Source organism: Sphaerisporangium sp. NPDC004334 (assembly GCF_053602655.1).
This window is the reverse complement of record NZ_JBSGDZ010000008.1, coordinates 19,257-43,654: the sequence shown is the minus strand read 5'-3', so window position 1 is coordinate 43,654 and position 24,398 is coordinate 19,257. Positions and strand designations below refer to the sequence as shown.

Here is a 24,398-nt window from a genome sequence, read left to right as displayed (position 1 = left end):
CTTCTCCGCGCGGTCAGCCGGCGGCCGAGGTCACCTCGTCCCAGACGCGGGGGAAGACGGCTCGGGAGCGCTCCGCGGCGGCGCGCTCCAGGCCGAGGAGCAGGCCGTAGGTGAAGGTGTCCTCCCCCGCCTCGCGGGCCCGCTCGGCCTCCTCCAGCAGGACCTCCTGGGCCACGATGCCGTCGAGGTAGAGCCCGAGCGACTCCTGGACGGCCTTCGCCCGCCCGGCGAGGCCGGACGCCCGGTCGCCGAGCAGGGGCTTGAGCGCGTCCGCGGTGTACCTGGCCCGTTTGGCGGCCTTGCGGACGTCGTGCATGGCGGTCTCGCGCGCCTCGGGGTCCTCGATCATCCGCGCCTCGTCGTACTTCTTCGCCACGCGGCGCCAGGACCTGTCGGCGACCTTGGCGAGCGTCGTGTCGGCCTTCTTGGCGGCGAGCGGGGTGAGCGGCGGCTTGGCGGCCATCGTGTCCAGGCGGTCCAGCAGGGCGAAGTAGCGCTCGCCCTTCATCGCCTCCGTGGCCCGCGCGAGCGCCTCGCCCTCGCGGCGTTCGAGATCCTCGCCGAGGCGGGCGCGGACCGGCCCGGCGACCAGGCGGGGCGGAAGCTCGTCCAGTGTGCGGGCGAACCGGTCGCGGATGACCTCCAGGTCGCGGACCTCGCCGAGCACGCCGGCGATCCACCGCAGCTCATCCTGGACGCCCGCCGTCTCGGCGACCACGTCGGAGAAGGACCGGAGCGCGCTGCGCAGGCGGCGGCAGGCCACCCGCATCTGGTGGACGGCGTCCTCCTCGACCTGCCGCACCCGGGGGTCCTGGGCGAGCAGCGCGGTGACCTGTGATCTCAGGTAACCGACCACGACGGCGCCGGCCGTGCCGTCCTCCTGCTCGGCCAGGACCGGGACGGGGATGCGGTCGCCGAGCAGCCGGGCCAGTTTGCTCTGCGTGCCGGCCGGGGTCGCCCCGGCCTTGCGCAGCGCCTTGCCGACCCGCTTGAGCAGCGCCTCGTCGCCGCCGGTCAGCTCGGCCTCGACCTCGCGCCAGCGCTCGACGTGCCGGTCCTCGCCGAAGGCCGTCGCGAACACCGTCCCCTTGACGTTGTCGTCGGCGACCTCCAGCAGTTGCCGGCCGTCGGCGTCCCGGACGCTGGTGACCTTGCGCACCGTCTCCAGCTCGGCGACCGGGACGAGCGGCTCACCCCGGGTCAGCGCCAGGACCAGGTCCGACAGGCGGCGCGGAACGATCTTGGCGCTGCGCGTCAGGGGGTGGGTGACCTCGTTCCGCACGCCCTTCGCCTTGGGCAGCTTGAGGTGCCACCCGGCGTCGTGGCCGCCCCGCCGGCGGCGCAGGGTGATCCCCCGCGCGGCCAGCCGCAGGTCGGCGGTGTCGAAGTACACGGCCACCAGCTTCTCCGCGACCAGCTCGACGGCGTCGGCGCTCCCGCGGACGGCGGCGAGGTCCGGTACCGCGAAGTCCGCCGGCACATCGAACTTGTCCTCGATCTCGAGCGCCATGCTCACCTCACAGCCGGCCGGATACGATCCTCGCCCCATCAAGGACAATACGGGACGCATCGCCCGGACGAGCGGTCACCGGTCCGGCATAGGCAAGCCCCCGGACCAGGGCGGCCACCGCTCGCGCACAGGGAATGCCCAGGTCCGGGGCGGTCGCCGGTCAGGCGGGGCGTGGGGCGCGGGCGACGACGAAGACGCGGCGGAAGGGGAAGGCCGTGCCGTACGGCCTGCGCGGGTAGGCCTCGGCGAGCACCCGCGCGCAGTCGGCGAGGAACGCCTCGCGTCTGTGCTCGTCGGCGCCGATGCGGTCGAGCATCGGACGCAGGGCCGTGCCCATGATCCAGTTGAGTACGGCGTTCTCGCCCTGGAGCAGGTGGACGTAGGTCGTCTCCCAGGTGTCGACCTCGCACCCCAGCCCGGCCAGCAGCGAGAGGTACTCCTCGGGATCGCCGACCGGGGTGTACCGCACCAGGTCGCCGAGCTCGTCCCTCCAGGCGTCGCCGGCGCAGACCTGCCTGACCAGGGCGTGGCTCGGGGCGTCGAAGTTGCCGGGCACCTGGAAGGCGAGCCAGCCGCCCGGGCGCAGCGCCCCGACCCAGCCCGGGAGCAGATCCCGATGCTCGGGCACCCACTGCAGCAGGGCGTTGGAGACGATCACGTCGACCGGGCGCTCCGGACGCCAGGACCGGACGTCCCCCACGCTGAACGCGGGCCCCTCGGGAGCCTTGGGAGCCTTGGCGATCATCGCGGGCGAGGAGTCGACACCGTGGACGGCGGCGCCCGGCCAGCGCTCGCACAGCGCGGCGGTCAGCTCGCCGGTGCCGCATCCGAGGTCGACGACGTACTCGGGATCATCGGCGCGGACCCGGGCGATCAGCTCGAAGAAGGGCCGGGCGCGCTCGTCGGCGTACCGGCCGTAGACGGCGGGGTCCCACATATCTCTCGACATCAAGATATTCATACTGGGCGAGATCTCTCGATGTCAAGAGAGATAGACTCTGCCCATGACGACGCGCCGGAGCGATGGGACCGCCGAAGATTCCGCGCGGGACGAGGTCGACCAGCTCGTCGCGTCGTGGCGTCAGGAACGTCCCGACCTCGACGTCTCGCCGCTGGAGGTCCTGAGCCGGGTGTCCCGGCTGGCCCGCCACCTCGACCGCGCCCGCCGCGCGTCCTTCGCCGAGCACGGCCTGGAGCCGTGGGAGTTCGACGTCCTGACGACCCTGCGCCGCTCCGGCCCGCCGTACGAGCTGAGCCCCGGCGCCCTGCTGCGCGCCACCCTGGTCACCTCCGGCACGATGACCAACCGCATCGACCGGCTGGCGGCCGCACGGCTGGTGCGCAGGCGGCCCGACCCCGAAGACCGGCGCGGAGTGCTGGTGTCGCTGACCGAGCAGGGCCGGGCCCGCGTCGACGAGGCGTTCGCCGACCTGCTCAGGCGCGAGCGAGAGCTGCTGGCCGGCCTCGACCCCGCCGACCGCGACGCCCTGGCCGCCCTGCTACGCACCATCCTGGTCCCCTTCGACTCAGCCCAGAACAGCACCTGACCCCGCTCAACCGCATCTCTCGCAGCACGTACCAACGACAACCCAGCGATCACACCCCGCGCCCACCGCATTACGACCAAGCACCCGTCGCGTCGCAACCCCGCCCGCCACCCGGTGGACCTGACCTCGGCGCCGCGGCGGCGGGTCGTGGTACGGCGAAGCCGGCGCCCTGTCACGGCGCTCAACAGGTACAGCGTTGTCCGAAGGTGGCCGGGTGTCCCGCCGCAGGCCGGCGCCGATATCGCCGACCACCTTCCCCCCGCGCCGGCGCCACCAAGTGCTACCAGCGAAGAGGCAGGGACAAGGGACGGGCTGTGGGGGTCACTCGCCGAGTTTTTCGGCCAGGTCCATCCATTCCAGTTCGACGGTTTCCTTCTGTGCGCGAAGGTCCTTCAGCTCGGCGTCCAGGGACGCCAGCTTGCCGTAGTCGGAGGCCGCGTCCGCCATGGCGGCGTGGAGCACCGACTCGCGCCCGCTGATCTTGTCGAGCTGGCGCTCTAGCCGGGACAGTTCCTTCTGCAGCTCACGCAGCTCGCGGGCCGACAGGCCGGGCGCCGCCGGCGCGGCCTCCGGCCGCCCGCCGCCCGCCTCACCGGCGGCCGGTGCGCGCGAACCCGCCGGAGCCGAACCGGCCCTGGCCGTCAGCGCCGTGCCGGACGACCGGCGCTGGAGGTACTCCTCCACGCCGCCCGGCAGCAGCGACAGCCGGCCGTCGCCCAGCAGGGCCACGCAGCGGTCGGTCACCCGCTCGAGGAAGTAGCGGTCGTGGCTGACCAGCACCAGCGTGCCCGGCCAGGCGTCCAGAAGGTCCTCGAGCTCGTTCAGCGTCTCGATGTCGAGATCGTTGGTGGGCTCGTCCAGCAGCAGCACGTTGGGGTCGTCCATGAGCAACCGCAGCAGCTGCAGCCGCCGCCGCTCGCCACCGGACAGGTCACCGACGACCTTCCACTGCGCCTCGCCGCGGAAACCCAGCCGCTCCAGCAGTTGCGAGGCGGTCCACTCGCGCTTGCCGACCTGGATGAACTTGCGGATCTCCTCGACGGTCTCCAGGACGCGGCGGTTCGGGTCGAGCTCGGCCAGCTCCTGCGACAGGTGGGCCAGCCGCACCGTCTTGCCGCGCACGACCGTGCCCGAGTCGGGCCGGACCGAGTCCGCGAGCAGCCGCAGCACCGACGACTTGCCCGAGCCGTTCACGCCGATCAGCCCGACGCGGTCGCCCGGGCCGAACTGCCAGGTGCACCGGTCGAGCACCAGCGGACCCTCCCCGGGCCCTCCGGCGTGCAGAGTGACCTGGTCCAGGTCGTACACCGTCTTGCCGAGCCGCGCCGAGGCGAACTTCACCAGCTCGACGGTGTCGCGGACCGGCGGCTCGTTCGCGATGAGCGCCTGGGCGGCCTCGATGCGGAACTTGGGCTTGGACGTGCGGGCGGGCGGGCCGCGGCGCAGCCAGGCGATCTCTTTGCGCATGAGGTTCTGCCGGCGCTCCTCGGACGCCTGCGCGATGCGCGCCCGCTCGGCCTTGGCCAGCACGTACGCGGCGTACCCGCCCTCGTACCGCTGGACCGTGCCGTCCACGACCTCCCAGGTGCGGGTCGACACCGCGTCCAGGAACCAGCGGTCGTGCGTCACGACGAGCAGGGCGGACCGGCGCTGCGACAGGTGGCCGGCCAGCCAGGCGATGGCCTCGATGTCCAGGTGGTTGGTCGGCTCGTCCAGGATGACCAGATCGTGCTCGTCGATGAGCAGCCGGGCGAGCGCGGTGCGCCGCCGCTCGCCGCCGGACAGCTCGCCCGCCCGCGCCGAGAGGTCGATGTCGCCGATGAGGTTGGCCAGGATCTCCCTGACCGCCTGGTCACCGGCCCATTCGTGCTCGGCGCGCTCGCCCAGCACGACCTCCCGCACGGTCACCGCGGGGTCGAGATCGTCCCGCTGGGACAGAAAGCCGATGCGCAGCCCGCGGGTGTGCGTGACCCGCCCGGCGTCGGGCTTGAGCGTGCCGGCGATCACGGAGATCAGCGTCGTCTTGCCGTCGCCGTTGCGCCCCACGACGCCGATGCGGTCGCCGGCCTCGATGCCGAGCGACACCTCGCCGAGCAGGGGCTTGGGACCGTAGGCATGGGAGACCGATTCGAGGTTAACCAGATTCATCGTGCCCAAAGCCTATCCGCGCCCACTCGCCGCCGCACCGCCCCTGCCCTTGCCCCGCCCAGCCCCCGGCGGGTCCCTGCGAACGCCCCGGCGGAGGTGATCGCCAGACGCGGACGACCTCGGAAAGGGGGATCGTCAGACGCGGACGACCTCAGGAAGGGGGATGGTCAGGCGGGGACGACCACGGCGCCCGGGACGGGGCCTCGCGCGGTGACGGCCTCGCGGCAGACGCCCGCCGCGCGCAGGGCCGTCGCCAGGCCGGCCGCGTGGGCCTCGGACTCGGCGAGGAAGGCACAGGTGGGGCCGGAGCCGGACACCAGGGCCCCGAGGGCTCCGCTGTCCCGTCCCGCCGCGAGGGTGCGGGCCAGGGGACCGCACAGCGCCAGCGCGGCGGGCTGCAGGTCGTTGACCAGCGCCGCGCCGAGCGCCTTGACGTCTCCGGCGGCGAGCGCGGCCATGAGGGCGTCGTCGGCCCGCGGCCAGGCGACCGGCTCACCTGCGGCCTCGCGCAGCCGGTCGCACTCGCCGTACACCTTGGCCGTGGACAGGCCGCCCTCGGCGAGCGCGAACACCCAGTGGAACTCGCCCGTCACAGGGATCTCCGCGAGCTTCTCACCACGTCCGGTGCCGACGGCCGTGCCGCCGAACAGGGCGAAGGGGACGTCGCTCCCGAGATCGGCGGCGATGTCCATCAGCTCCCGTCGGTCGAGGCGCAGGCCCCACAGCTCGTCGCAGGCGATCAGGGCGGCGGCCGCGTCGGCGCTGCCGCCCGCCATGCCGCCGGCGACGGGGATGGCCTTGCGGATGGCCAGGTGGGCGCGCACGGGCCGGCCGGCGCGGGCCGCCAGGGTGACGGCCGCCTTGACCGCGAGGTTCTCCCCGTCGAGCGGCACCTGGCCCGCGGGGTCGCCCTCGACGCTCACCGTGATCACTGTGCCGGACGGGATGCCCGTTCCGGTGGCGGCGCTCGGGGGCGGTGCCTCTCCGGTGACCGTGCCGTCATCGGCGGCCATGGCGGTCATCGCGTCCTCGGCGGGCGTGATCACATCGCTCGCGGTGACCTCGTCGAACAGGGAGACGGCGTGGAAGACGTTCACCAGGTCGTGGTAGCCGTCGTCACGTCGCGGGCCGACGGAGAGCTGCAGGTTCACCTTGGCGGGCACCCGCACGGTCACGGAGGTCACGGGATCCGATCGTAACGCCCGCGCCACCCCGCCCCGGCGCGCGTCCCGGCATGTACACGTCCCCGGCATGTACACCTCCCGGGCATGTGCACGTCCGGGCAGGTGCACGTCTGGGCAGGTGCGCGTCCGGGCAGGTGCACGTCCCCAGCAGGTGCGTGACAGGTGCGCGCGGCCTCGGCGCCCGCCGACCGTAACGGATATCTAGGTAAACGGTCGGACAAAGCACATCGAGCATCTGTACGGTGACCGTTCGGGGGCCACGGGGTGAACGGTGAAGGAGAGATCCATCGACGGCCAGAACGTCTTCTCCCCGCTGACGAAGGACGATCCTCGCGCGATCGGGGAGTACACGCTGACCGGACGTCTGGGTGAGGGCGGCATGGGAACGGTCTACCTCGGCACGTCCCCGACCGGCCGCCGGGTCGCGGTCAAGGTCGTCAAGCGGCAGTTCACCGAGGACACCGGGTTCGCCGCGCGCTTCCGCTCGGAGGTGGCCAACGCCCGCAAGGTCGCCTCGTTCTGCACGGCGAGGGTGCTGGACGACGGCGTCGCCGAGGACGGGCGGCCCTACATGGTCACCGACTACATCTCCGGCACCCCGCTGTCCACACAGATCGCCACCTACGGCCCTCTGGAGGAGTCGCCGCTGGTCGGCATGGCCTTCGGGGTCTGCGCCGCGCTCGCCGCCATCCACGCCGCGGGCCTGGTCCACCGCGACCTGAAGCCCGGCAACGTCATCCTGTCCATGACCGGGCCCCGGGTCATCGACTTCGGCATCGCCCGCGCGCTCAGCGGCCTCACTGGCCCCACACTGACCGGCGAGGTCGTCGGCACGCCGGGATGGTGGGCCCCCGAGCAGATCGACGGCGGACCGGTGACCCCGGCGGCCGACGTCTTCGCCTGGGGGTGCCTGGTCGCCTACGCCGGCACCGGGAGGCATCCGTTCGGCGACGGCGACCCGATGACCGTCGCCTATCGCATCCTGCACGAGGAACCGCGGCTCGCCGGCCTGCCCGAGCCGTTGGACCGCCTGGTCCGCCGAGCGCTCCACCGCGACCCGGCCCTGCGGCCGACGGCCCGCGACCTGCTGCTCGACCTCATCGGCGGGGAGGCCGACGGGCCCTCCACGCACGTCCTCGAAGCGCTGTGGGAGCCGCCGAGCAACCTGCGGGCTCCCGGCGGGCCGTCCGCCGGTCCGGACGACGACCCCGGCGGGCCTTTCGGCGGCCACGACGGCAGGGACGGGACGACACGCCCCGACCATCGGCCCGGACGACCGCGCCATGAGCCGGGAGGAGAACCCGAGCCCGGGCCGTCCCCGCAGCAGGCGCTCCCATCAGGGCACGAGGAGGCGACCCTGCGCGGGCACGGGCCCGGCGCCGAGCCGGACCCCGAGTCGCCGGGCCGGCACGACTCCGGCCCGGCGGGCTACTCCCGACCGGCGGACGGGCGCGACCACGGACCGGCGGCGTGGCGGCCGGGCGGGCGGCGACGGGCGAGGACGCGCGCGGCCGCCGTCGTCGCCGCCGCCGCGCTGGCGCTGATCGCCGGGGCCGCCCTCGTGGTGCGATGGAATGGACCGGGCGCGGGCGGAGGAGCCGGCGCGCCCTCCCGGGACACCGACCTCGGCCGTCGCGTCTTGGTCGGCGAGCGGGGGCTGCAGTTCCTGGTCAGCGCCCCGCCCGTCTGCGGCGGCCCGCCACCGGCCGGCGGCACGGGAGGCCCCGGCGGGCAGACCTGCCGCGCGTACTGGTTCGTCCTCAACATGGGCGGGACGCCCGTGACGCTCACCGGCGCGCCGGAGCTCGTGGACGACGCCGGTGGACGGCACGCGATGGCCCGCGCCGTCGGGACCGGCGCGCCGGACGGCCCCGGGGCCGTCGCACCCGGCCCCGGAGAACGCCCCGTCGACATCCGTCCCGGGCAGGTGCTGACCTTCGGGGCGGCCTACGAACTGCCCGCCGGCCGCACGGCCGTCGCCCTCACCGGCCGCATCGCCGCCGGCACCGCTCCGATCGAGGTCCGCCTGTGACACTCCTCCTGCGGCGGCTGGCACTGGTGGTGCCGCTGCTCCTGCTGCCCCTGGACGCCACCGCCTCCCACGGCTCCACGGCCCGGCACGCCCACTCCCCCAGCGCCACAGCCCCCTCCCCCAGCGCCACAGCCCCCTTTCCCGCCACCTCAGCCCACGGCCCTGAGGCGTGCGCGCACGCGGGAACGGCGGACTTCAACGGGGACGGCTTCAACGACGTCGTGGTGGGCGACCCCTTCGGCGAGCCGCCCGACCGGTGGGCGGGCTGGGGCCACCTGTTCCTCCTCAGCGGCACCTCCCGGGGATTCCCCGACGTGGTCGGCCGACCGTTCCCCAGCGGCGGCGGCCTGAGCGGCTGGACGGCCCGCGCCGGGCACCTCGACGGCGACGGCTGCCTGGACCTGGTGGTCGCGAGCCCTCACTGGAACGGCTACGTCACCGACAAGTCGAGCAACCAGGCCACGCTCGTCCCCGGCGCGGGCACCGTCACCGTCTACTGGGGCGGGCCGGACTTCGGCCGCCCCGGGGCCGCCCGGCTGGACCTGCACGCCCCCTCCCCCCGCAACGAGGCGCACTTCGGCTGGTCGCTCGCCGTCGCCTCCGGCCTGCTCGCCGTCGGGGCGCCGTACGAGGACGCCGACGGCGTGCCCGACTCCGGCGCGGTCTACCTGTACCGCTTCGGCGGCGACCGCGGCCGCGTCCCCGGCGATCCCCGCCGGATCACCCAGCAGACGCCGGGCGTGCCGGGCGACGGGGAGGCCGGCGACCTGTTCGGGTGGTCGGTCGCGCTGGGCGCGCTCGCCAAGGGCCCCGCCCCGGACCTGGCCGTCGGCGCCCCGTACGAGGACACCCCGCTCGACGGCCGGACGGTGCGCGACTCGGGGGCCGTGACGGTGCTGTACGACGCCGCGGAGGGCCCCGGCGGGTGGTACCGCGGCAAGGGCTGGGACCTGTCGAAGCTGACCGACCAGGTGCCGGTCAACGAGGGAGACCTGTTCGGGTACTCCCTCGCCTACGGAGACGCCGTCGGCCGGCTCGCGGCCGGCGCTCCGTACGCCGATCCGCTCGGCGCCCGGGACGCCGGGATCGTCCAGATATTCTCCGGCGCCCGCACGGCGCCCGAACCCGTTCCGGCGTGGACGTTCTGGCAGGGGAACGTGGGGGAGATCAGCGAGCCGCGAGACGCGTTCGGCTTCTCGCTGGCCTTCTCGGGCGGCCGCGACCTGGTGGTGGGCGCGCCGTTCGACGGGGACGGCACCCATCCGGAGACCGGAGCCGTGCACGTGCTGACGCTCACGCCGGCCGGGACGGCGTTCGGCCCCACACCGTCCACGGAACCGCCGCTCGCCCAGCCCGCCCGTCTGGTGCGATCGCGCGGCCCGCAGAGCTTCGAGCACTTCGGCTGGTCGGTGAGCGGCGCGGGCGAGGGATGGGTGATCGTCGGCGCTCCCGACCGGGACGGGGCGGGCGCGATCGGCCTGGTGCGGATGGGCGGCATGGACGCCGAGCCGCTACGCCCGGGCGACGGGCACATCCTGCCCTTCGACCGGACCCACCACCCCACCGACTTCGGCGCCACGGTCGCGGGATGACCCCGACCGCGGGTGTTGAGCGACGCGGGCCTCGTCGTGCGTGCCCGGTCTCACGCCGATCGCCGCCGCGCCTACGTGCGGCTGGTTCCCTCGGCCCTGGACGCCCTCATGGTCCGCTCCACGATCGCGGCGCCCGGGGTGGTCTTCGTATGCACGCGCAACGCCGCACGATCCCCGCCGGCCGCCGCAGTATGGACGACCCGCACCGACATCCCGGTGGCCTCCGCGGGCGGCCATCGGCGCCATCGCCGGAGTATCCGCACACAAGACAAGGAAGATTCATGGCCGACGACCAGGACTGCCCTTACTGCGACCTCACGCAGGCCCATTCGGAACCGATCGGCGGCTGGGTTCACCTCGACGACCACTGGCTGGTCGGCCAAGGCCCTCCGGAGACCACCATGCCCGGAGCACTGAAGATCACCTCACGACGGCACTTCATCGACTTCGCCGAGATGACATCCGCTGAGGCCGCATCGTTCGGCCGGTTGCTCGCCCGGCTCGACACCGCGCTGCGGGCGACGACCGACGCCGAACGTGTGCACCTGGTCTCCACTCGAGACCGCGTCCAGCACTTCCATGCCTGGCTGTACCCACGGCCGGCGTCCCACCCTCTGCGCGGAACCGAATTCCTCAACGCCCCGCAGCACAGCGCCCCCGCCGAAGCCGAGCACGCCGCCCACATTATCCGCGACCATCTCGCCGCGACCGCACCGGACATTTCTGACGGCACCCTCACATAGGGGTGGGGCGGTGTTCGGCGATGCGGGCGAAGTCTTCGATGGGGAGTTGTTCGCCGCGTTGTGCGGGGTCCACGCCGGCCGCGCGGAGCGCCGTCTCGGCGGCGGCGGGCGTGCCGGCCCAGGACGCGAGGGCGGCCCGGAGCGTCTTGCGCCGCTGGGCGAACGCCGCGTCGATGACCGCGAACACCTCCTCACGCGAGGCGGTGGTCGCGGGCGGCTCGCGGCGGGTGAGCGCCACCAACCCTGAGTCGACGTTCGGCACCGGCCAGAAGACCGTGCGGCCGACCGGCCCCGCGCGGCGCACGTCGGCGTACCAGGCGGCCTTGACCGACGGCACCCCGTACACCTTGGATCCCGGACCTGCGGCCATGCGGTCGGCGACCTCGCTCTGCACCATCACCAGGCCCTTGCGCAGCGACGGCAGCACCTCCAGCAGGTGGAGCACGACGGGCACCGCCACGTTGTACGGCAGGTTGGCCACCAGGGCGGTGGGCTCGGCGCCCAGTTGCCCGGGCAGCACGCGCATCGCGTCCGCCTGGACGACGGTGAGGCGACCGGCCAGCTCGGAGGCGCGCTCGGCGACGGTTATCGGCAGCTGAGCCGCGAGGACCGGGTCGATCTCCACGGCGACCACCTCGGCGGCCTCGGGGAGCAGGGCCAGGGTCAGCGACCCGAGCCCGGGCCCCACCTCGATCACGACGTCGTCGGAGGTGACCTCCGCCACTCTGACGATGCGCCGGACCGTGCCGCCGTCGATGACGAAGTTCTGCCCGAGCCGCTTTGTCGGACGAAGGTCGAGCTTGTGCGCCAAATTACGTATTTCGGACGGGCCCAGCAAACCCACAATTGAACTCCCCATCCATTCAGTGTCTCGCACCGAACACTCCCCAGAGCCGGCGGACGAACCGCTCGAATCGCCCTGCGAGCCGTAACCGATCTTCAAGCGGAAGGAAAGTGGGCATGGGTAGTGTGGCCACGCCAGGGAGCGAGGAGGCGTCGTCGATGGACCGTACAGGTGCGGACCCGCTCCTCCCTGCCGATCCCCCGAACATCGGGCCCTACCGGTTGCTCGGCCGCATCGGCCAGGGAGGTATGGGCACCGTCTATCTCGCCGAGGCGCCCACCGGACGGCCCGTCGCGGTGAAGGTCGTCAAGGCCGAGTTCACCGTGGACGAGGGCTTCGCCGTCCGCTTCCACGCCGAGGTCACCAACGCCCGGCGCGTCGCGTCGTTCTGCACCGCCGAGGTGCTCGACAACGGCAACGCCGACGACGGCCGGCCGTACATGGTCACCGAGTACATCGCCGGGACGCCGCTGTCCCAGCAGATCTCCCGCTTCGGCGCCCTCGAGGCGGGCACCCTGCACGGTGTCGCCCTCGGCGTGGCCGCCGCGCTGGCCGCCATCCACGTCGCCGGGCTGGTCCACCGGGACCTCAAGCCGGCCAACGTCATCCTGTCGATGTCCGGCCCGCGAGTGATCGACTTCGGCATCGCCCGCGCTCTCGACGCCACCCAGGGGGTCACCCGCTCGGGCGAGCTGCTCGGCAGCCCCGGCTGGTGGGCGCCGGAGCAGGTGCGCGGCGAGGAGATCTCCCCGGCCGCCGACGTCTTCGCCTGGGGATGCCTGGTCGCCTACGCCGGCAACGGGCGCCACCCTTACGGGCGCGGCGACCTGATGACGCTCGCCTCCCGCGTGCTGGCCGGCCGGCCGGACCTCGGCACGCTGCCCGCTCCGCTGGACCGGCTCGTACGGCAGGCCACCGATCCAGACCCGCGTCGCAGGCCCTCCGCCCAGGAGTTGCTGATCGCCCTGGTCGGCGGCGACCCGACCGGTGCCACGCCGCCGCCGGCCGCCGCGCGGGTCGTTCCCGTGGACCCGCCGACGCTCGTGGCCACCGAGATGCTGAACGAGTCGTGGGAACCCCCCGCCAACGTCGCCGCCGCCGAAGAGGCTCAGAGAGCCGAAGGCGCTCAAGGCGTGCACGGCTCTCACGGCTCCCAAGGGACCACGGGGCCCTCCGCCGGCGTGCCCTTCGTTCCTGCCACGCCCGCGGCCGGTACGCCCTCCGCCGCATCCACGGCCGCCGCGGACGTCCCCTCCGGGGCTGCCGTAGGAGGGACTTCGAGCGGGCTCGCCGCCGAGGGCATCGGGGACACCGACGACACCAACCCCGGCCTGTCGCTCCCCGGGCTCGCCCTGCCCCGGCACCTGTCCGCGCGCCCGGCGCCCGGCGCCGCCGGACCTTCCATCCCAGGACGCACCGCCACCTCCACAGCAGCAGCCGCGACACCCTCCGGGCCGGGAACCGGCACCCCCTCCGCCCCGGGAATCCCCGCGCCGTCCGGTCCGGGAGCCACGCCGTCCGGCCCAGGAGCCGCGAGGTCCGGCACGGGAGCCGCGACGTCCGCCGCCTCGGGGACCACCGCGCCGCCCCCGCCCGCGACCTCGGCACCGGCCGGCCCGGGGACCGGCGTGCCCTCCGCGCCCGGAGCCGCGACGTCCGCCATCTCAGGGACCACCGGGCCTCTCACGCCGGCAACCGCGACGTCCGCCGGTCCGGAGACCGCCGCGCCCTCCGCGTCCGGAGCCGCGGCGTCCGCCGTCCCGGGAACCGCCGCGCCGTCCGGTCCGGGGCGCGCCGCGTCCGCCGAGGCCCTCTCCTCGGCCGGCCGTGGCTTCACCGCCGCATCGCAGGCCCCGACCGCCGGGGAGTTCCCCACGGACACCGCGATCGATCCCGGGGCTTTCCTGGCGGAGAGCGCGACCGCCGCCGCGGGGACGCGGACCGAGGACACGCGGCCGCCCGCGGGGGCGGACGGGGTCACCGTGCCGTCCCTGATCCCCGCGACCGGCGGCGAGCCGCGGCGCAGGTCGCTCGGCCGCAGGTGGCTGGTGCCGGCCCTGACGGTGCTCGGCGGGCTCCTGGTCACGGCGGGCGTGCTGGTCATGGTGCTGCCCGACCGCACTCCGGTGCGCGCCACCGGCGTGGCCGCCGTCACCGCCCCCACCCCCACACGTGAGACCGACATCGGCCGCCGCTACGCGGCGAGCGAGACGCTCGACGGCCCGCAGTTCGTCATCCCGTCCAAGCCCCAGTGCGGCCTCGCCTCCTACCAGGGAGCCACACCCGAAGAGGGCCGGTTCTGCGTGGTCAGGTGGACGCTGATCAACCCCGGCGGGGTCCCGGCGGCGGTCTCGCCGACGCCGCCCGTACTGGTGGACGACCGCGGCGCCGCGCACGAGCCGCTTACGACCGGCGCGGCGTCCTCGGGGTCTTCAGCGGCCCCCGCGACCCTGCCGCCGGGCGGCAGGCTCGACGGCGTGCTCGTGTACGACCTGCCGCCGGCCCGGGGCCCGGCCACCCTGAAGGTGCCGATCTCCGACACGACCACGATCGAGGTGCGGCTGTGACCCTGCGCCCGCGGCCGTCATCAGCCGCCTTCACCACCTCACCGGCCGACTCCCCCTCGGGCTCGTCCAGGACCTCGGGCTCGCCCCGGTCTTCAGGCTCGTCCGGTTCGTCGAACTCGTGCAGGGCCGCAAAATCGTCCTGCTCGTCGGGTCCGTCCGGAACCTCGGGCTCATCCGGGTTATCGAGCCGATCTGATTCATCCGGATTATCCCGCTTATCGGCCGTGCTGGTGGCGGCCGGGATGCTCGCCGTGTCGCTGGCCGTGCCGGCAGCCGAGCGTGCCGAGGCGGCCTCCCAGCGTGCCGAGGCGGCGGCCCACCGTGCGGAGGCGGCGGCAGGCTGTGCGGAGGCGAGCGCCAACGACTTCGACGGGGACGGCCGCGACGACGTCGTGGCGGGCGATCCGCTGGCCGACGCCGCCGGCGTGCGCGGCGCCGGGGCGGTGCACGTGCTGCCGGTCGGCGGCGACGGCCCCGGCCGGGGTCTGGTGATCACCGCGCCCACGCCGCATCCCGGCGACGCGTTCGGCTGGACCGTCCGCACGACCCACTACGACGGTGACCGGTGCCTGGACGTCATCGTCGGCGCCCCCTACGCCGACAGCGGGGACGCCGCCGACGCCGGAGCGGTGTACGTGATCCGCGGCGGCGCCTACGACGGGCGGGTGCCGGCCGGCGCGATCAGCGAGATCTCCGCCCCCAAGCCCGAGCGGGACGCCCACTTCGGCTGGTCGCTGGCCGCCGCCCGGTCCGCGGGCCGCCCGGCCGGCGTGATCGCCGTGGGGGCGCCGTACGAGGACGCCGACGGCACCGGCGACTCCGGCGCGATCTACCTGTACTGCGCCAAGCCCGAAGGGGGCGCCGAGCCCGCGCTGCGCATCACCCAAGAGTCCGAGGGCATCGTCGGCAACGGCGAGCAGGGTGACATGTACGGCTGGTCGCTGGTGTTCGGCCGGTTCGGCGGGCGCGACGACTCGGTGGACCTCGCGGTCGGCACCCCGTACGAGAACGACGACGGCGTCGGCAGGCAGGCGGGCGACTCCGGCAAGGCCGACACCGGAGCGGTCGAGATCATCTACGACGCCGCCGAGGCCGCGAAGGCGTACACCAGCGTCAAGTGGGGCATCCCGAACTCGGTCAAGGGCGTCACCGAGCACCCCGGCGACCGGTACGGGTACGCCCTGGCCTACGCCGAGTCCGGCGGCCGGCCGTATCTGGCGGCCGGCGCGCCGCTCGCCGACCTGCCGGGGGCGACCGACGCCGGCCTGGTGCAGGTGTTCACCCGGGGCAAGGACGGCGCTCCTGTTCCCTCACGGACGATCCGGCTCGGCGGCGAGGGCCTGGCCGACCAGCCCCCGAAGGCCGGGGCGTCCCTCGGCTGGTCGCTGGCCATGGTCGGGTCCGCGACGGCGCTGCGGCTGGCGATCGGCGGCCCGTTCGACTCCGCCGGCGCACCCCAGGGCGGCGCGATCAGGCAGGTGCCGCTCGTCGGCGGTCCGGCGGGCGGGGCCGCGCAGGCGGGCCTGGCCCGGCCGTACGACCACCTCGGCGGGTCGATCGCCGCCTTCGGCGCGGCGGACTCCTTCGGCCCCGGCGCGGGGCTGCTGGCAGGGGTGCCGGACCGGCGGGACGCTCCCGGCGGGGCGGTGGCGGTGCTCCGCGACGGCGCCGCGGCCCGCCTGGTCGTCCCCGGACGCGACGCGGTGCCCGCCGTCCCCGGCGGAGCCTCCGTCGACTTCGGCGCCTCCGTCAGCGGCTGAACAGCAGGGCGCCGCAGGCCGGCCATTGGGCGCGCCAGCGGCCGGCGACCCGTTGGTAGAGGAGTTGGGCGCGGTAGGTCTGCTCGTCCGCCGCCCAGTCGAGCGGGGTCCTCATCCCTCCGGCCGCCTGCCACATGGCCAGGCTGAGCTGGTACATCCCGAAGTACGGCCCGGCCGGGTCGAACGCCTTGGGGTTGGCGAGGGTCTCGCATCGCGCCAGCGCGGGCCAGTTGAGCGCGGCGACGGCGGGGCTGACCGCCACCGTGTGCGGCGGGGCGGCGGGCGCCGCCGGGATGATGCGGATCACCTCGCTGTCCTCGGGGAAGGCGTCCATCGGGGGACGCACCCGGTCACCCCGAGCCAGGGTGATCTTCTGCTGGGCCAGCACGGCCCGCACCGTGCGCCGGGTGGTCACGGCGTCCAGCCGGACCCCGCCCCGGACGACCGTCACCCGGCGCCGTGTGCGCACGTCGAGCGCGAAGCCCGAGATGGGGATCTGCCGCATCCGGGAGGCCGACAGGGTGGCCAGGCGGTCGTTCAGTTTGAGCTGCTGGAGCGCCTCGCCCACGTTGATGGCGGTCACCGTGTGCACGCTCCTCCTGCCGTCCACGGTGAGGCGGAGCGGGCGGGCGTGGCGCACGACGATGGACGAGCCGTCGACGACCGGCGCGGCGGGCGGCGGGGACACCTCGTCCCCCGGGCCGACCCGCACCTTGACCGCGGCGAGGACGTCCCGCACGGTCGCGCCGAAGCTGCGGACGGTGGTCTCGCCGCCGTCCACGGCCAGCCGCACCTCTTTGGCCAGCACGTGGCCGGTCAGCAGGCCGAGCGAGACGCCCGCCACGACCGCGCCCACCGCCCATGTCCACACCGTGCGGACGGCGCGGACGGCCGGCCGCGGACCGGAGTGCAGGCCGGGCGGACGAGGCCGGGACGTGCGGCGACGGCGGGCACGACGCGACCCCGCACGCCGCGCGCCCCGTCCAGGGGCCGGAGATGGATCCACAGCGCGTCCTTCAGGTAGACCGAAGACGGTAGGGACCGGTGGGCCGCGCGGTCGGTCCCACCGAGGGCTGCCGACGCTAGCGCCGGGCCTCCCTCCTCCTCAACCGGTTCGCCGAAACCAATCCGTGACATTGACTCCGCTTGGGAGTACCGGACCGGATCAAAGGGACAAAGAGATGAACGGCTGCTCCGCCACCGCACCCCGGCCATGATCGACCGGCCGGGACAGGGACGGCCCCTGCAAAATCACCAGGCGCCGAAGACTCTTTCGCCGTTGGCGCTGATGGCGCGGGCCAGGTCGTCGACGGGCGTCCCCTTGACCTCGGCCAGGCAGCGGAGCGTGAGCGGGATCAGGTAGGGCGCGTTCGGCTTGCCGCGGTGCGGGGTGGGCGGCAGGTAGGGGGCGTCGGTCTCCACCAGCACGAGCTCCGGCGGCGCCACCCTGGCGGCCTCGCGGAGGTAGGCGGCGTTCTTGTAGGTCACCGGGCCGGAGAACGACATGACGTACCCCGCCTGGACGCACCGCCGCGCCATCTCGGCGTCCCCGGAGAAGCTGTGGAACACCACGACCTCGGGGGCGCCCTCCTCGGCGAGGACCCGCAGGACGTCGTCGTGGGCGTCCCTGTCGTGGATCACCAGCGCCTTGCCCGTGCGCTTGGCGATCTCGATGTGCGCACGGAAGGAGGCCTGCTGGTCGTCATGGGAGGCCCAGTCGCGGAAGTGGTCGAGCCCGGTCTCGCCCACGGCGCGGACCTGCGGCTCGCCGGCGAGCTTCTCGATCTCGGCGAGCACCTCGGGCGTGGCGGCGTGCGCCTCGTTGGGGTGGATCGCCACGCCCGCGTAGACGTCGTCGTGCCGGCGCGCGGTCTCGGCGTTCCACCGCGAGGAGCGCAGGTCATAGCCGATCGTCACCAGCCGGGTGACGCCGACCGCCCGCGCGTCGGCCAGGATGCGCTCGACCCCGCCGCTCGCCGCCTGGGCGGCCAGTGCCACCTGGTCGCCCGAGGACGCCTTGCGGTCGCCCACCATGATGTCCAGGTGGCAGTGGCTGTCGAAGACCTCCGCGCCGAGCGGCGGCGGCGCGGGCGGAACCTCGGCCACCGGGCGCTCGCTCACTCGGCGGACGGGGAGTCGAGGCGGGCGAGCTCCTCCTCCACCACCTTGGGGTCGAGCTTGGCGAACAGCGGCGTGGGCGGTGCCAGCGGAACGCCCGCCCGCAGCGGCCTGGACTCCCAGGTGGCCGCGCCGTCGTACTCGCCGCCGATCACCGGGTAGTGGCGGCCGTCCTCGTCGTCGACCTCGCGGATCTGCGGCATGCCCGACCACACGCCCTCCCCGCCGAGCATGGCGTGCACCTTGTTCGACGAGCCGGGCAGGAACGGGGTGAGCAGGGTCTTGGCGTCGTCGACGACCTGGAGTGCGACGTGCAGGATGGACTTCACGCGCTCGGGGTCGTCCTTGAGCTTCCAGGGCTCCTGCTCGGCCAGGTAGCGGTTGGCGTCGCGGACGACGTCGAAGGCCTCGGTGACGGCGTTCTTGAAGCGCGACCTGCCGAGTTCGGCTCCGACCGCGGGGAAGGCCGCGCGGCTGCGCTCGAGCAGCGCGCGGTCGGCGTCGGTCAGCTCGCCCGCCTCGGGCACCGCGCCGAAGGTCTTGGCCGCCATCGAGATCGAGCGGTTGACCAGGTTGCCCCAGGCGGCGACGAGCTCGCCGTTGTTGCGGTTCACGAACTCCGACCAGGTGAAGTCGGTGTCCTGGTTCTCCGGGCCGGCCACGGCGATGTAGTAGCGCAGCGCGTCGGCGTCGTAGCGCTGGAGGAAGTCGCGCACGTAGATGACGACCTGGCGGCTGGAGGAGAACTTGCGCCCCTCCATGGTCAGGAACTCGCTGGAGACCACCTCGGACGGCAGCGCGAGCTTGCCCAGGGACCCCGGCGTGCCGCCCCGCGCCCCTTCGCCGTTGTAGCCGAGCAGCATCGCCGGCCAGATCTCGGAGTGGAAGACGATGTTGTCCTTGCCCATGAAGTAGTACCCGCGGGCGTCGGGGTTCTGCCACCACTGCCGCCAGGCGTCGGGGTCGCCGGACCTGCGCGCCCACTCGATGGAGGCGCTGAGGTAGCCGATGACGGCGTCGAACCAGACGTACAGCCGCTTGTCGCCGCGGTCGCGCCAGCCGTCCAGCGGGATCGGCACGCCCCAGTCGAGGTCGCGGCTGATCGCGCGCGGCTGCAGGTCGCCGAGGAGGTTCAGCGAGAACTTCAGCACGTTGGGCCGCCACTCGCCCTGCTTCGACTGCAGCCACGTGCCCAGCGCCTCGGTGAAGGCGGGCAGGTCGAGCATGAAGTGCTCGGTCTCGATGAACTTCGGCGTCTCGCCGTTGACCTTGCTGCGCGGGTTGATCAGGTCGACCGGGTCGAGCTGGTTGCCGCAGTTGTCGCACTGGTCGCCGCGCGCCCCGTCGTACCCGCAGATGGGGCAGGTGCCCTCGATGTAGCGGTCGGGCAGCGTGCGGCCGGTGGACGGCGAGACCGCGCCCAGCGTGGTCTTGGGGAAGACGTACCCGTTGTCGAACAGGCCCTTGAAGATCTCCTGCGCGACGGCGTAGTGGTTGCTGGTCGTGGTGCGGGTGAACAGGTCGTAGGACAGGCCGAGGGCCGTGAGGTCCTCGGCGATCACCCGGTTGTAGCGGTCGGCGAGCTCGCGGGCGGTGACGCCCTCCTTGTCGGCCTGCACCTGGATCGGCGTGCCGTGCTCGTCGGTGCCGCTGACCATCAGCACCTTGTTGCCCGCCATCCGCTGGTAGCGGCTGAAGACGTCGGACGGCACGCCGAACCCGGAGACGTGCCCGATGTGGCGGGGGCCGTTGGCGTACGGCCACGCGACGGCGGTCAAGATGTGCTGGGACATGGCACAAGCCTAGATGCCCCGGGGAGACGTCTCGAACCGTTTACCCCCACCCGCGCGAAGAGCCGCCTGACACCCTGTCAGACGGCTCTGGGCGGAAGGAAGGATCAGGCGGCCGGGGTGCTCTCGCGCTTGACGGCCTCGGCGGCCTCCTCGGCGGCGGAGGCGGCGACGTCGGCCGGGGTCTCCTTGGTGCGGCGGATGCCGAGGATGCTGATGAACAGCGACGCGAAGATCGTCTGGAAGCTCATGATGAGGGCGGTCGCCGACGGGACGACCAGGCGCAGCGACTCGGCGGGGATCAGCGGCCCGAAGTTACGCACCTGCCAGTGGGCCAGCGAGGCGACCATGCCGGCCAGGCCCGCGAGGGCGAGCAGGCCGCCCGCCACCAGGCCCTTCTCCAGCGTCACGACGTCGACCAGCCGCTTGATGCGGCGGTCCTCGGGCAGGAAGCCCTCCTCGGCGGCGTACACCTTGGTGAACAGCGCGAACAGCACCGCCTGGAAGCCGATGACCACCCCCGCCGACGCGCCGACCAGGGTGTCGACGTCGAAGGCCAGCTTGCCGATGTAGACCGGGCCGAAGGTGAGCGCCGCGCCCGCCGCCAGGCCGAGGACCATCAGCACCATGCCGGGGATCAGGAACAGCCAGCGCGGGCTGTACAGCAGCAGGAAGCGCAGGTGGCGCCAGCCGTCGCGCCAGGAGCGCAGGTGCGGCGGGCGGGTGCGGCCGTCGGGGCTGAGCGTCGTCGGCACCTCGCGCACGTCCAGGCCCTGGAGCGTGGCCTTGACGACCATCTCGCTGGCGAACTCCATGCCGCCGGTCTGCAGGCCGAGGTTGAGGATGGACTCGCGGCGGAACCCGCGCAGGCCGCAGTGGAAGTCGCGGATGGCGCTGGGGAAGAACAGGCGGCCGATGAACGACAGCACCGGGTTGCCCAGGTAGCGGTGCAGCGGCGGCATGGCGCCCGGGGAGATGCCGCCGCGGAAGCGGTTGCCCATCACCAGGTCGGCGCCGGAGCGCAGCTCCTGCACGAAGGGCGCCAAGGCGGTGAAGTCATAGGAGTCGTCGGCGTCGCCCATGATCACATAACGGCCGCGCGCGGCGCGGATGCCGCCCATCAGGGCGTTGCCGTAGCCCTTCGCGTCCACGTGCACCACGCGGGCCCCGGCGTCGCGGGCGAGCTGCTGGGACCCGTCGGTGCTGCCGTTGTCGGCGATCACCACCTCGCCCTCGATGCCCTGCTCCGCCATGCAGGCCAGCGCCTTACGGACACACGTTTCGACGGTCTCCGCCTCGTTCAGGCATGGCATGACCACGGTCAGTTCCACGTCGAAACCCCTCGTTCGCGCCTCGATCATCGTCTGCGTAGTTCAACCATGATGCCCTCTGCCCCCCGGTGCTCGGGTCAAGACGTCGAAAGGGCTGGCATCCTGTAAACCATGGTGACCGTTGCCGACCCGGCACAGGCCGGCCTGCCCACGCCGCGCAAGGGTGCGCGACTCTGGGAGTTCGTCAGGACGCGGCGGCTGTTCGTGATCGCCGTCGCGCTCGGCGCGGTCCTGCGGGTGATCGCGATGCTCGGCTACCGGCCGGCGATGTGGTTCAACGACTCCTACGAGTACGTCTCGGTCGCCCTGCACCCCCGCCCGCACCCCATTCGTCCGGACGGGTACGGATTCTGGCTGCTGATCCTCAAGCCGTTCCACAGCTTCGCGCTGGTGATCTTTACCCAGCACCTCATGGGGCTGGCGACGGCGGTGCTGGTCTATGCGCTTCTCAGGCGCAAATTTGGCCTGCCCGACTGGGGGGCGACCCTGGCCACCGTGCCGGTGCTGTTCGACGCCTACCAGATCCAGCTCGAACAGATGATCATGTCGGACACCATGTTCACGCTGCTCATCGTGGGCGTGGTCACGCTGGTCCTGTGGCACAGGCGGCTGTCGTGGAAGGCGGGGGCCGCCGTCGGGCTGCTGCTCGCCCTGACGGCGCTGACGCGCAGCATCGGCCTGCCCATTCTTGCCGTCGTCGTGGTCTTCCTGCTGATCAAGCGCACCCACTGGAAACCCGTGGTCGCCGTCGTGGCCGCCTGCGCGGTGCCGGTGGTCGCGTACATGGGGTGGTTCTCGGCGGTCAACGGCCAGTTCGCGATGACACAGAGCGACGGGCTGATCCTCTACATGCGCACCGCCAAGTTCGCCGACTGCAGGAAGATGCAGATCGACGTCCAGCGCGAGCAGAACCTCATCCCCCTGTGCATCAATCCCAACGTCGAACGCAGCAAGTTCTCCCAGCTCTACCTCTGGTACAGCGGCTGGGGCGAGGTCCTGCACCGCTACGGCGCCGACAAGTTCGACCGGTCGCTGAACGACGCGGCGGGCACGTTCGCCAAGCGGGCCATCCTCGCCCAGCCCGGCGACTATCTGGCGGCCGTCACCGGCGACCTGCTGCGCAGCTTCCGCTGGGACCGGCCGGTCTTCCCCGACCCCAACACCTGGAACCAGTACCAGTTCGACGGCAAGGGCGTGAACCGGCACGACACCACGCGGCTGCTGACCTCGCTCCCCCACTGGCCGAGCTATCTGGGCTGGACCGACCGCGACATGGTCGCCTACGAGCAGGGCAGGGCCAGCACCCGGGTGTACTGGCCGTGGGCGACGGTCATGGAGCGCTACCAGCGCGTCGCCGCCATGCCCGGTCTCGGGCTCGGGCTGGCGATGCTGGTGGGCGCGGCCGGGGCGGTCGTGCGCTGGCGCCGGCTGGGCGGGCCCGGGCTGCTGCCGCTGGTGGCGGCGGCGGCCCTGGTGGTCGCGCCGGCCGCCACCGCCGAGTTCGACTACCGCTACCTGCTGCCCGCCGCGCCGCTGGCCTTCCTGTCGGCCGCCATCGCCGTCCGGCACGGCCTGTGGCCCGCGCGCCGCGGGGAGCCGGCGCCGCCCGCGGAGGCGCGGCTGGATCCAGCCGCGTAGGAGCATGCGCGGGTGCTAGATCCAGCTGCGTAGGAGCATGCGCCGGTACCAGTCGTCGTAGGGGATGAGCTCGGCGGTCAGCGCGGGGTGCAGCCAGGCGAAGTTGGCGATGCTCAGCAGCACGAACGCCCCGGTCACCGCCGCCCCGACGGCCCTGCGGGAGCCCGTGACGCGGGAGGGGCCGATGAGCAGCCCGGCCGCGAGCGTCAGCGCCAGGATCATGAACGGCAGCACGGGCGCCATGTAGAACAGGAACATGGTGCGGTGGTCGGCGATGGCGTAGTAGACCCACGGCAGCCAGCCGACGCCGTAGGCGAGCAGCACCGCTCCGGCCCGCCAGTCGCGGGTGGCCACGTACCAGGCGATCAGCGCGATCAACGCGATCAGCGCGCCGTACCAGATGACCGGCGTGCCCACTCCGAGCGTCGCCTGCGAGCAGCTGGCCGCGCCGCATCCCTTGGGGCTCTGGTAGTAGAAGGCGACCGGGCGCAGCAGCAGCGGCCACTGCCAGGGCCACGACTGGTAGGGATGGGTCTGCTCCAGGCCTGTGTGGAAGGTGAGCACCTGGAGCTGGTAGTCGATCCACGACCGCGCCGAGCTGAACACCCAGTAGACCCATCCGCTGGAGGTGGCCTGGGCCCAGTTGCGGCCGTAGCCGTAGGCGGTGGCGAACCAGCCTGTCCAGGACACCGTGTACGTCAGCGCCGGTACGGCGGCGACCGCGACCAGTGAGGTGGGCACATCGTGGCGGAACATGCCGGAGAACGGGCGGCGCAGCCCGACCGCCCGGCGGGCCCCGGCGTCCCACACCAGGCTCATCACCGCGAAGGCCACCAGGAAGAAGATGCCGCTCCATTTGGTGGCGCAGGCCGCGCCGAGACACGCCCCGGCCGCGATCCGCCAAGGTCGCATGCCCAGCCACGGGCCGCTGTCGCTCAGCGGCGAGGTCTCGTACCACCCCACCAGGCGTTCCCGGGATCGGTCACGGTCGACCACCAGGCAGGCGAACCCGCACAACACCCAGAACATCAGGAACACATCCAGCAGCGCCGTGCGGCTCAGCACGAAATGCAGCCCGTCCAGCGCCAGCAGCAGCCCCGCCATGCACCCCAGCAGCGTCGAACGCGTCATCCGCCGCGCGAGCCGGGCCAGCACCAGGATCGACACCGCCCCCACCAGCGCCGCCGCGAACCGCCACCCGAACGGATTGGCCCCGAACAACCACTCACCCACCCCGATCATCCACTTGCCCAACGGCGGGTGCGCCACGTACTGCGCGCACGGGTCGAGGTTGTCGGGGGTGCAGTTCACCCAGAGGTCGTCCCTGCCGGCGATGAGCCGCCGGTCGGCGATCGGGTCCTTGTCCGTGCCGAGGAAGGTTCGCTCGACGCCGTACCTGAGCAGGGACAGCGCGTCCTTGGCGTAGAAGGTCTCGTCGAACTCCACCGCCTTGGGGGTGCCGAGCCGGTCGAACCGCAGCAGGGCGCCGAACACCGCCACCAGGATCGGGCTCAGCCACCCCCACAGAGCGCCGCCCTGGAACGGCGGGACCAGCCGGTCGCGCACCGACACGGGGGCCGCGTCCTCGGCGCTC

Annotated in this window: 17 protein-coding genes; 7 read left to right on the top strand and 10 right to left on the bottom strand. The window is 73.2% G+C overall.

The annotated features are described in order from the left end of the window. Positions 1–13: 13 nt before the first annotated feature. Both ACWEN6_RS11570 and ACWEN6_RS11565 read right to left on the bottom strand, forming a co-directional pair. Entirely contained in the window at positions 14–1,510 is a 1,497-nt protein-coding gene (locus tag ACWEN6_RS11570; protein ID WP_452570133.1) for a CYTH and CHAD domain-containing protein, read from the bottom strand. 160 nt (positions 1,511–1,670) lie between these two features. Continuing rightward, positions 1,671–2,459, bottom strand: a complete 789-nt coding sequence (locus ACWEN6_RS11565) for a trans-aconitate 2-methyltransferase (protein WP_452570132.1) — start codon at positions 2,457–2,459, stop codon at positions 1,671–1,673. Between the two features lie 55 nt (positions 2,460–2,514). Between ACWEN6_RS11565 and ACWEN6_RS11560 the strand changes: the two genes are divergently transcribed. After that, positions 2,515–3,057 (top strand): MarR family winged helix-turn-helix transcriptional regulator, encoded by a 543-nt coding sequence (locus ACWEN6_RS11560; protein WP_452570131.1) that lies wholly within the window; start codon positions 2,515–2,517, stop codon positions 3,055–3,057. 321 nt (positions 3,058–3,378) lie between these two features. Here the strand turns inward: ACWEN6_RS11560 and ACWEN6_RS11555 are convergent, their stop codons facing one another. Together ACWEN6_RS11555 and ACWEN6_RS11550 are read right to left on the bottom strand one after the other, a co-directional pair. Beyond that, positions 3,379–5,205 (bottom strand): ABC-F family ATP-binding cassette domain-containing protein, encoded by a 1,827-nt coding sequence (locus tag ACWEN6_RS11555; RefSeq protein ID WP_452570130.1) that lies wholly within the window; start codon positions 5,203–5,205, stop codon positions 3,379–3,381. Between the two features lie 167 nt (positions 5,206–5,372). After that, positions 5,373–6,380: a 4-(cytidine 5'-diphospho)-2-C-methyl-D-erythritol kinase gene (locus ACWEN6_RS11550; RefSeq protein ID WP_452570317.1), complete on the bottom strand. Its 1,008-nt coding sequence runs from the start codon at positions 6,378–6,380 to the stop codon at positions 5,373–5,375. 280 nt (positions 6,381–6,660) lie between these two features. On the opposite strand from ACWEN6_RS11550, the gene ACWEN6_RS11545 reads away from it, so the two are divergent. From ACWEN6_RS11545 to ACWEN6_RS11535, 3 genes are all read left to right on the top strand, one after another. Continuing rightward, positions 6,661–8,421, top strand: coding sequence for a serine/threonine-protein kinase (locus ACWEN6_RS11545; RefSeq protein ID WP_452570129.1), 1,761 nt, complete (start codon positions 6,661–6,663; stop codon positions 8,419–8,421). Beyond that, entirely contained in the window at positions 8,418–10,013 is a 1,596-nt protein-coding gene (locus tag ACWEN6_RS11540) for a hypothetical protein (protein ID WP_452570128.1), read from the top strand. The genes ACWEN6_RS11545 and ACWEN6_RS11540 overlap by 4 nt, the downstream gene beginning before the upstream one ends. A 281-nt stretch (positions 10,014–10,294) precedes the next feature. Then, a complete protein-coding gene (locus ACWEN6_RS11535; RefSeq protein ID WP_452570127.1) occupies positions 10,295–10,756 on the top strand; it encodes a hypothetical protein in 462 nt (153 codons plus the stop codon). Here ACWEN6_RS11535 and rsmA read toward each other — a convergent pair. Continuing rightward, on the bottom strand, positions 10,749–11,615 hold the full coding sequence (gene rsmA, locus ACWEN6_RS11530) for a 16S rRNA (adenine(1518)-N(6)/adenine(1519)-N(6))-dimethyltransferase RsmA (protein ID WP_452570126.1): 867 nt from the start codon (positions 11,613–11,615) through the stop codon (positions 10,749–10,751). The genes ACWEN6_RS11535 and rsmA overlap by 8 nt on opposite strands. Before the next feature lie 101 nt (positions 11,616–11,716). On the opposite strand from rsmA, the gene ACWEN6_RS11525 reads away from it, so the two are divergent. Then, positions 11,717–14,167: a protein kinase domain-containing protein gene (locus tag ACWEN6_RS11525; RefSeq protein WP_452570125.1), complete on the top strand. Its 2,451-nt coding sequence runs from the start codon at positions 11,717–11,719 to the stop codon at positions 14,165–14,167. Positions 14,168–14,391: 224 nt separating this feature from the next. Continuing rightward, a complete protein-coding gene (locus ACWEN6_RS11520; RefSeq protein ID WP_452570124.1) occupies positions 14,392–15,927 on the top strand; it encodes an integrin alpha in 1,536 nt (511 codons plus the stop codon). On the opposite strand, the gene ACWEN6_RS11515 is transcribed toward ACWEN6_RS11520, so the two are convergent. The 4 genes from ACWEN6_RS11515 to ACWEN6_RS11500 all read right to left on the bottom strand — a co-directional run bounded on the left by ACWEN6_RS11515 (position 15,917) and on the right by ACWEN6_RS11500 (position 21,166). Next, positions 15,917–16,783, bottom strand: a complete 867-nt coding sequence (locus tag ACWEN6_RS11515) for a ubiquitin-like domain-containing protein (RefSeq protein ID WP_452570123.1) — start codon at positions 16,781–16,783, stop codon at positions 15,917–15,919. The genes ACWEN6_RS11520 and ACWEN6_RS11515 overlap by 11 nt on opposite strands. Before the next feature lie 395 nt (positions 16,784–17,178). Further along, entirely contained in the window at positions 17,179–18,048 is an 870-nt protein-coding gene (locus ACWEN6_RS11510; protein WP_452570122.1) for a TatD family hydrolase, read from the bottom strand. Then, a complete protein-coding gene (gene metG, locus ACWEN6_RS11505) occupies positions 18,045–19,838 on the bottom strand; it encodes a methionine--tRNA ligase (RefSeq protein ID WP_452570121.1) in 1,794 nt (597 codons plus the stop codon). Before metG ends, ACWEN6_RS11510 begins: the two co-directional genes overlap by 4 nt. 104 nt (positions 19,839–19,942) lie before the next feature. Next, positions 19,943–21,166, bottom strand: coding sequence for a glycosyltransferase family 2 protein (locus ACWEN6_RS11500; protein ID WP_452570120.1), 1,224 nt, complete (start codon positions 21,164–21,166; stop codon positions 19,943–19,945). A gap of 111 nt (positions 21,167–21,277) precedes the next feature. On the opposite strand from ACWEN6_RS11500, the gene ACWEN6_RS11495 reads away from it, so the two are divergent. Beyond that, the gene (locus tag ACWEN6_RS11495; protein ID WP_452570119.1) at positions 21,278–22,804 is read left to right on the top strand and encodes a hypothetical protein; all 1,527 of its coding nucleotides are present in this window, start codon (positions 21,278–21,280) and stop codon (positions 22,802–22,804) included. A gap of 15 nt (positions 22,805–22,819) precedes the next feature. Here the strand turns inward: ACWEN6_RS11495 and ACWEN6_RS11490 are convergent, their stop codons facing one another. Then, complete coding sequence (locus tag ACWEN6_RS11490; protein WP_452570118.1) at positions 22,820–24,376, bottom strand: dolichyl-phosphate-mannose--protein mannosyltransferase; 1,557 nt, start codon at positions 24,374–24,376, stop codon at positions 22,820–22,822. Between the last annotated feature and the right edge of the window lie 22 nt (positions 24,377–24,398).

Coding starts and splice junctions, on each gene's coding strand:
- ACWEN6_RS11570 (WP_452570133.1), bottom strand. CDS start 1,510: ATGGCGCTCGAGATCGAGGACAAGTTCGATGTGCCGGCGGACTTCGCG.
- ACWEN6_RS11565 (WP_452570132.1), bottom strand. CDS start 2,459: ATGTCGAGAGATATGTGGGACCCCGCCGTCTACGGCCGGTACGCCGAC.
- ACWEN6_RS11560 (WP_452570131.1), top strand. CDS start 2,515: ATGACGACGCGCCGGAGCGATGGGACCGCCGAAGATTCCGCGCGGGAC.
- ACWEN6_RS11555 (WP_452570130.1), bottom strand. CDS start 5,205: ATGAATCTGGTTAACCTCGAATCGGTCTCCCATGCCTACGGTCCCAAG.
- ACWEN6_RS11535 (WP_452570127.1), top strand. CDS start 10,295: ATGGCCGACGACCAGGACTGCCCTTACTGCGACCTCACGCAGGCCCAT.
- rsmA (WP_452570126.1), bottom strand. CDS start 11,615: ATGGGGAGTTCAATTGTGGGTTTGCTGGGCCCGTCCGAAATACGTAAT.
- ACWEN6_RS11525 (WP_452570125.1), top strand. CDS start 11,717: ATGGGTAGTGTGGCCACGCCAGGGAGCGAGGAGGCGTCGTCGATGGAC.
- metG (WP_452570121.1), bottom strand. CDS start 19,838: ATGTCCCAGCACATCTTGACCGCCGTCGCGTGGCCGTACGCCAACGGC.
- ACWEN6_RS11495 (WP_452570119.1), top strand. CDS start 21,278: ATGGTGACCGTTGCCGACCCGGCACAGGCCGGCCTGCCCACGCCGCGC.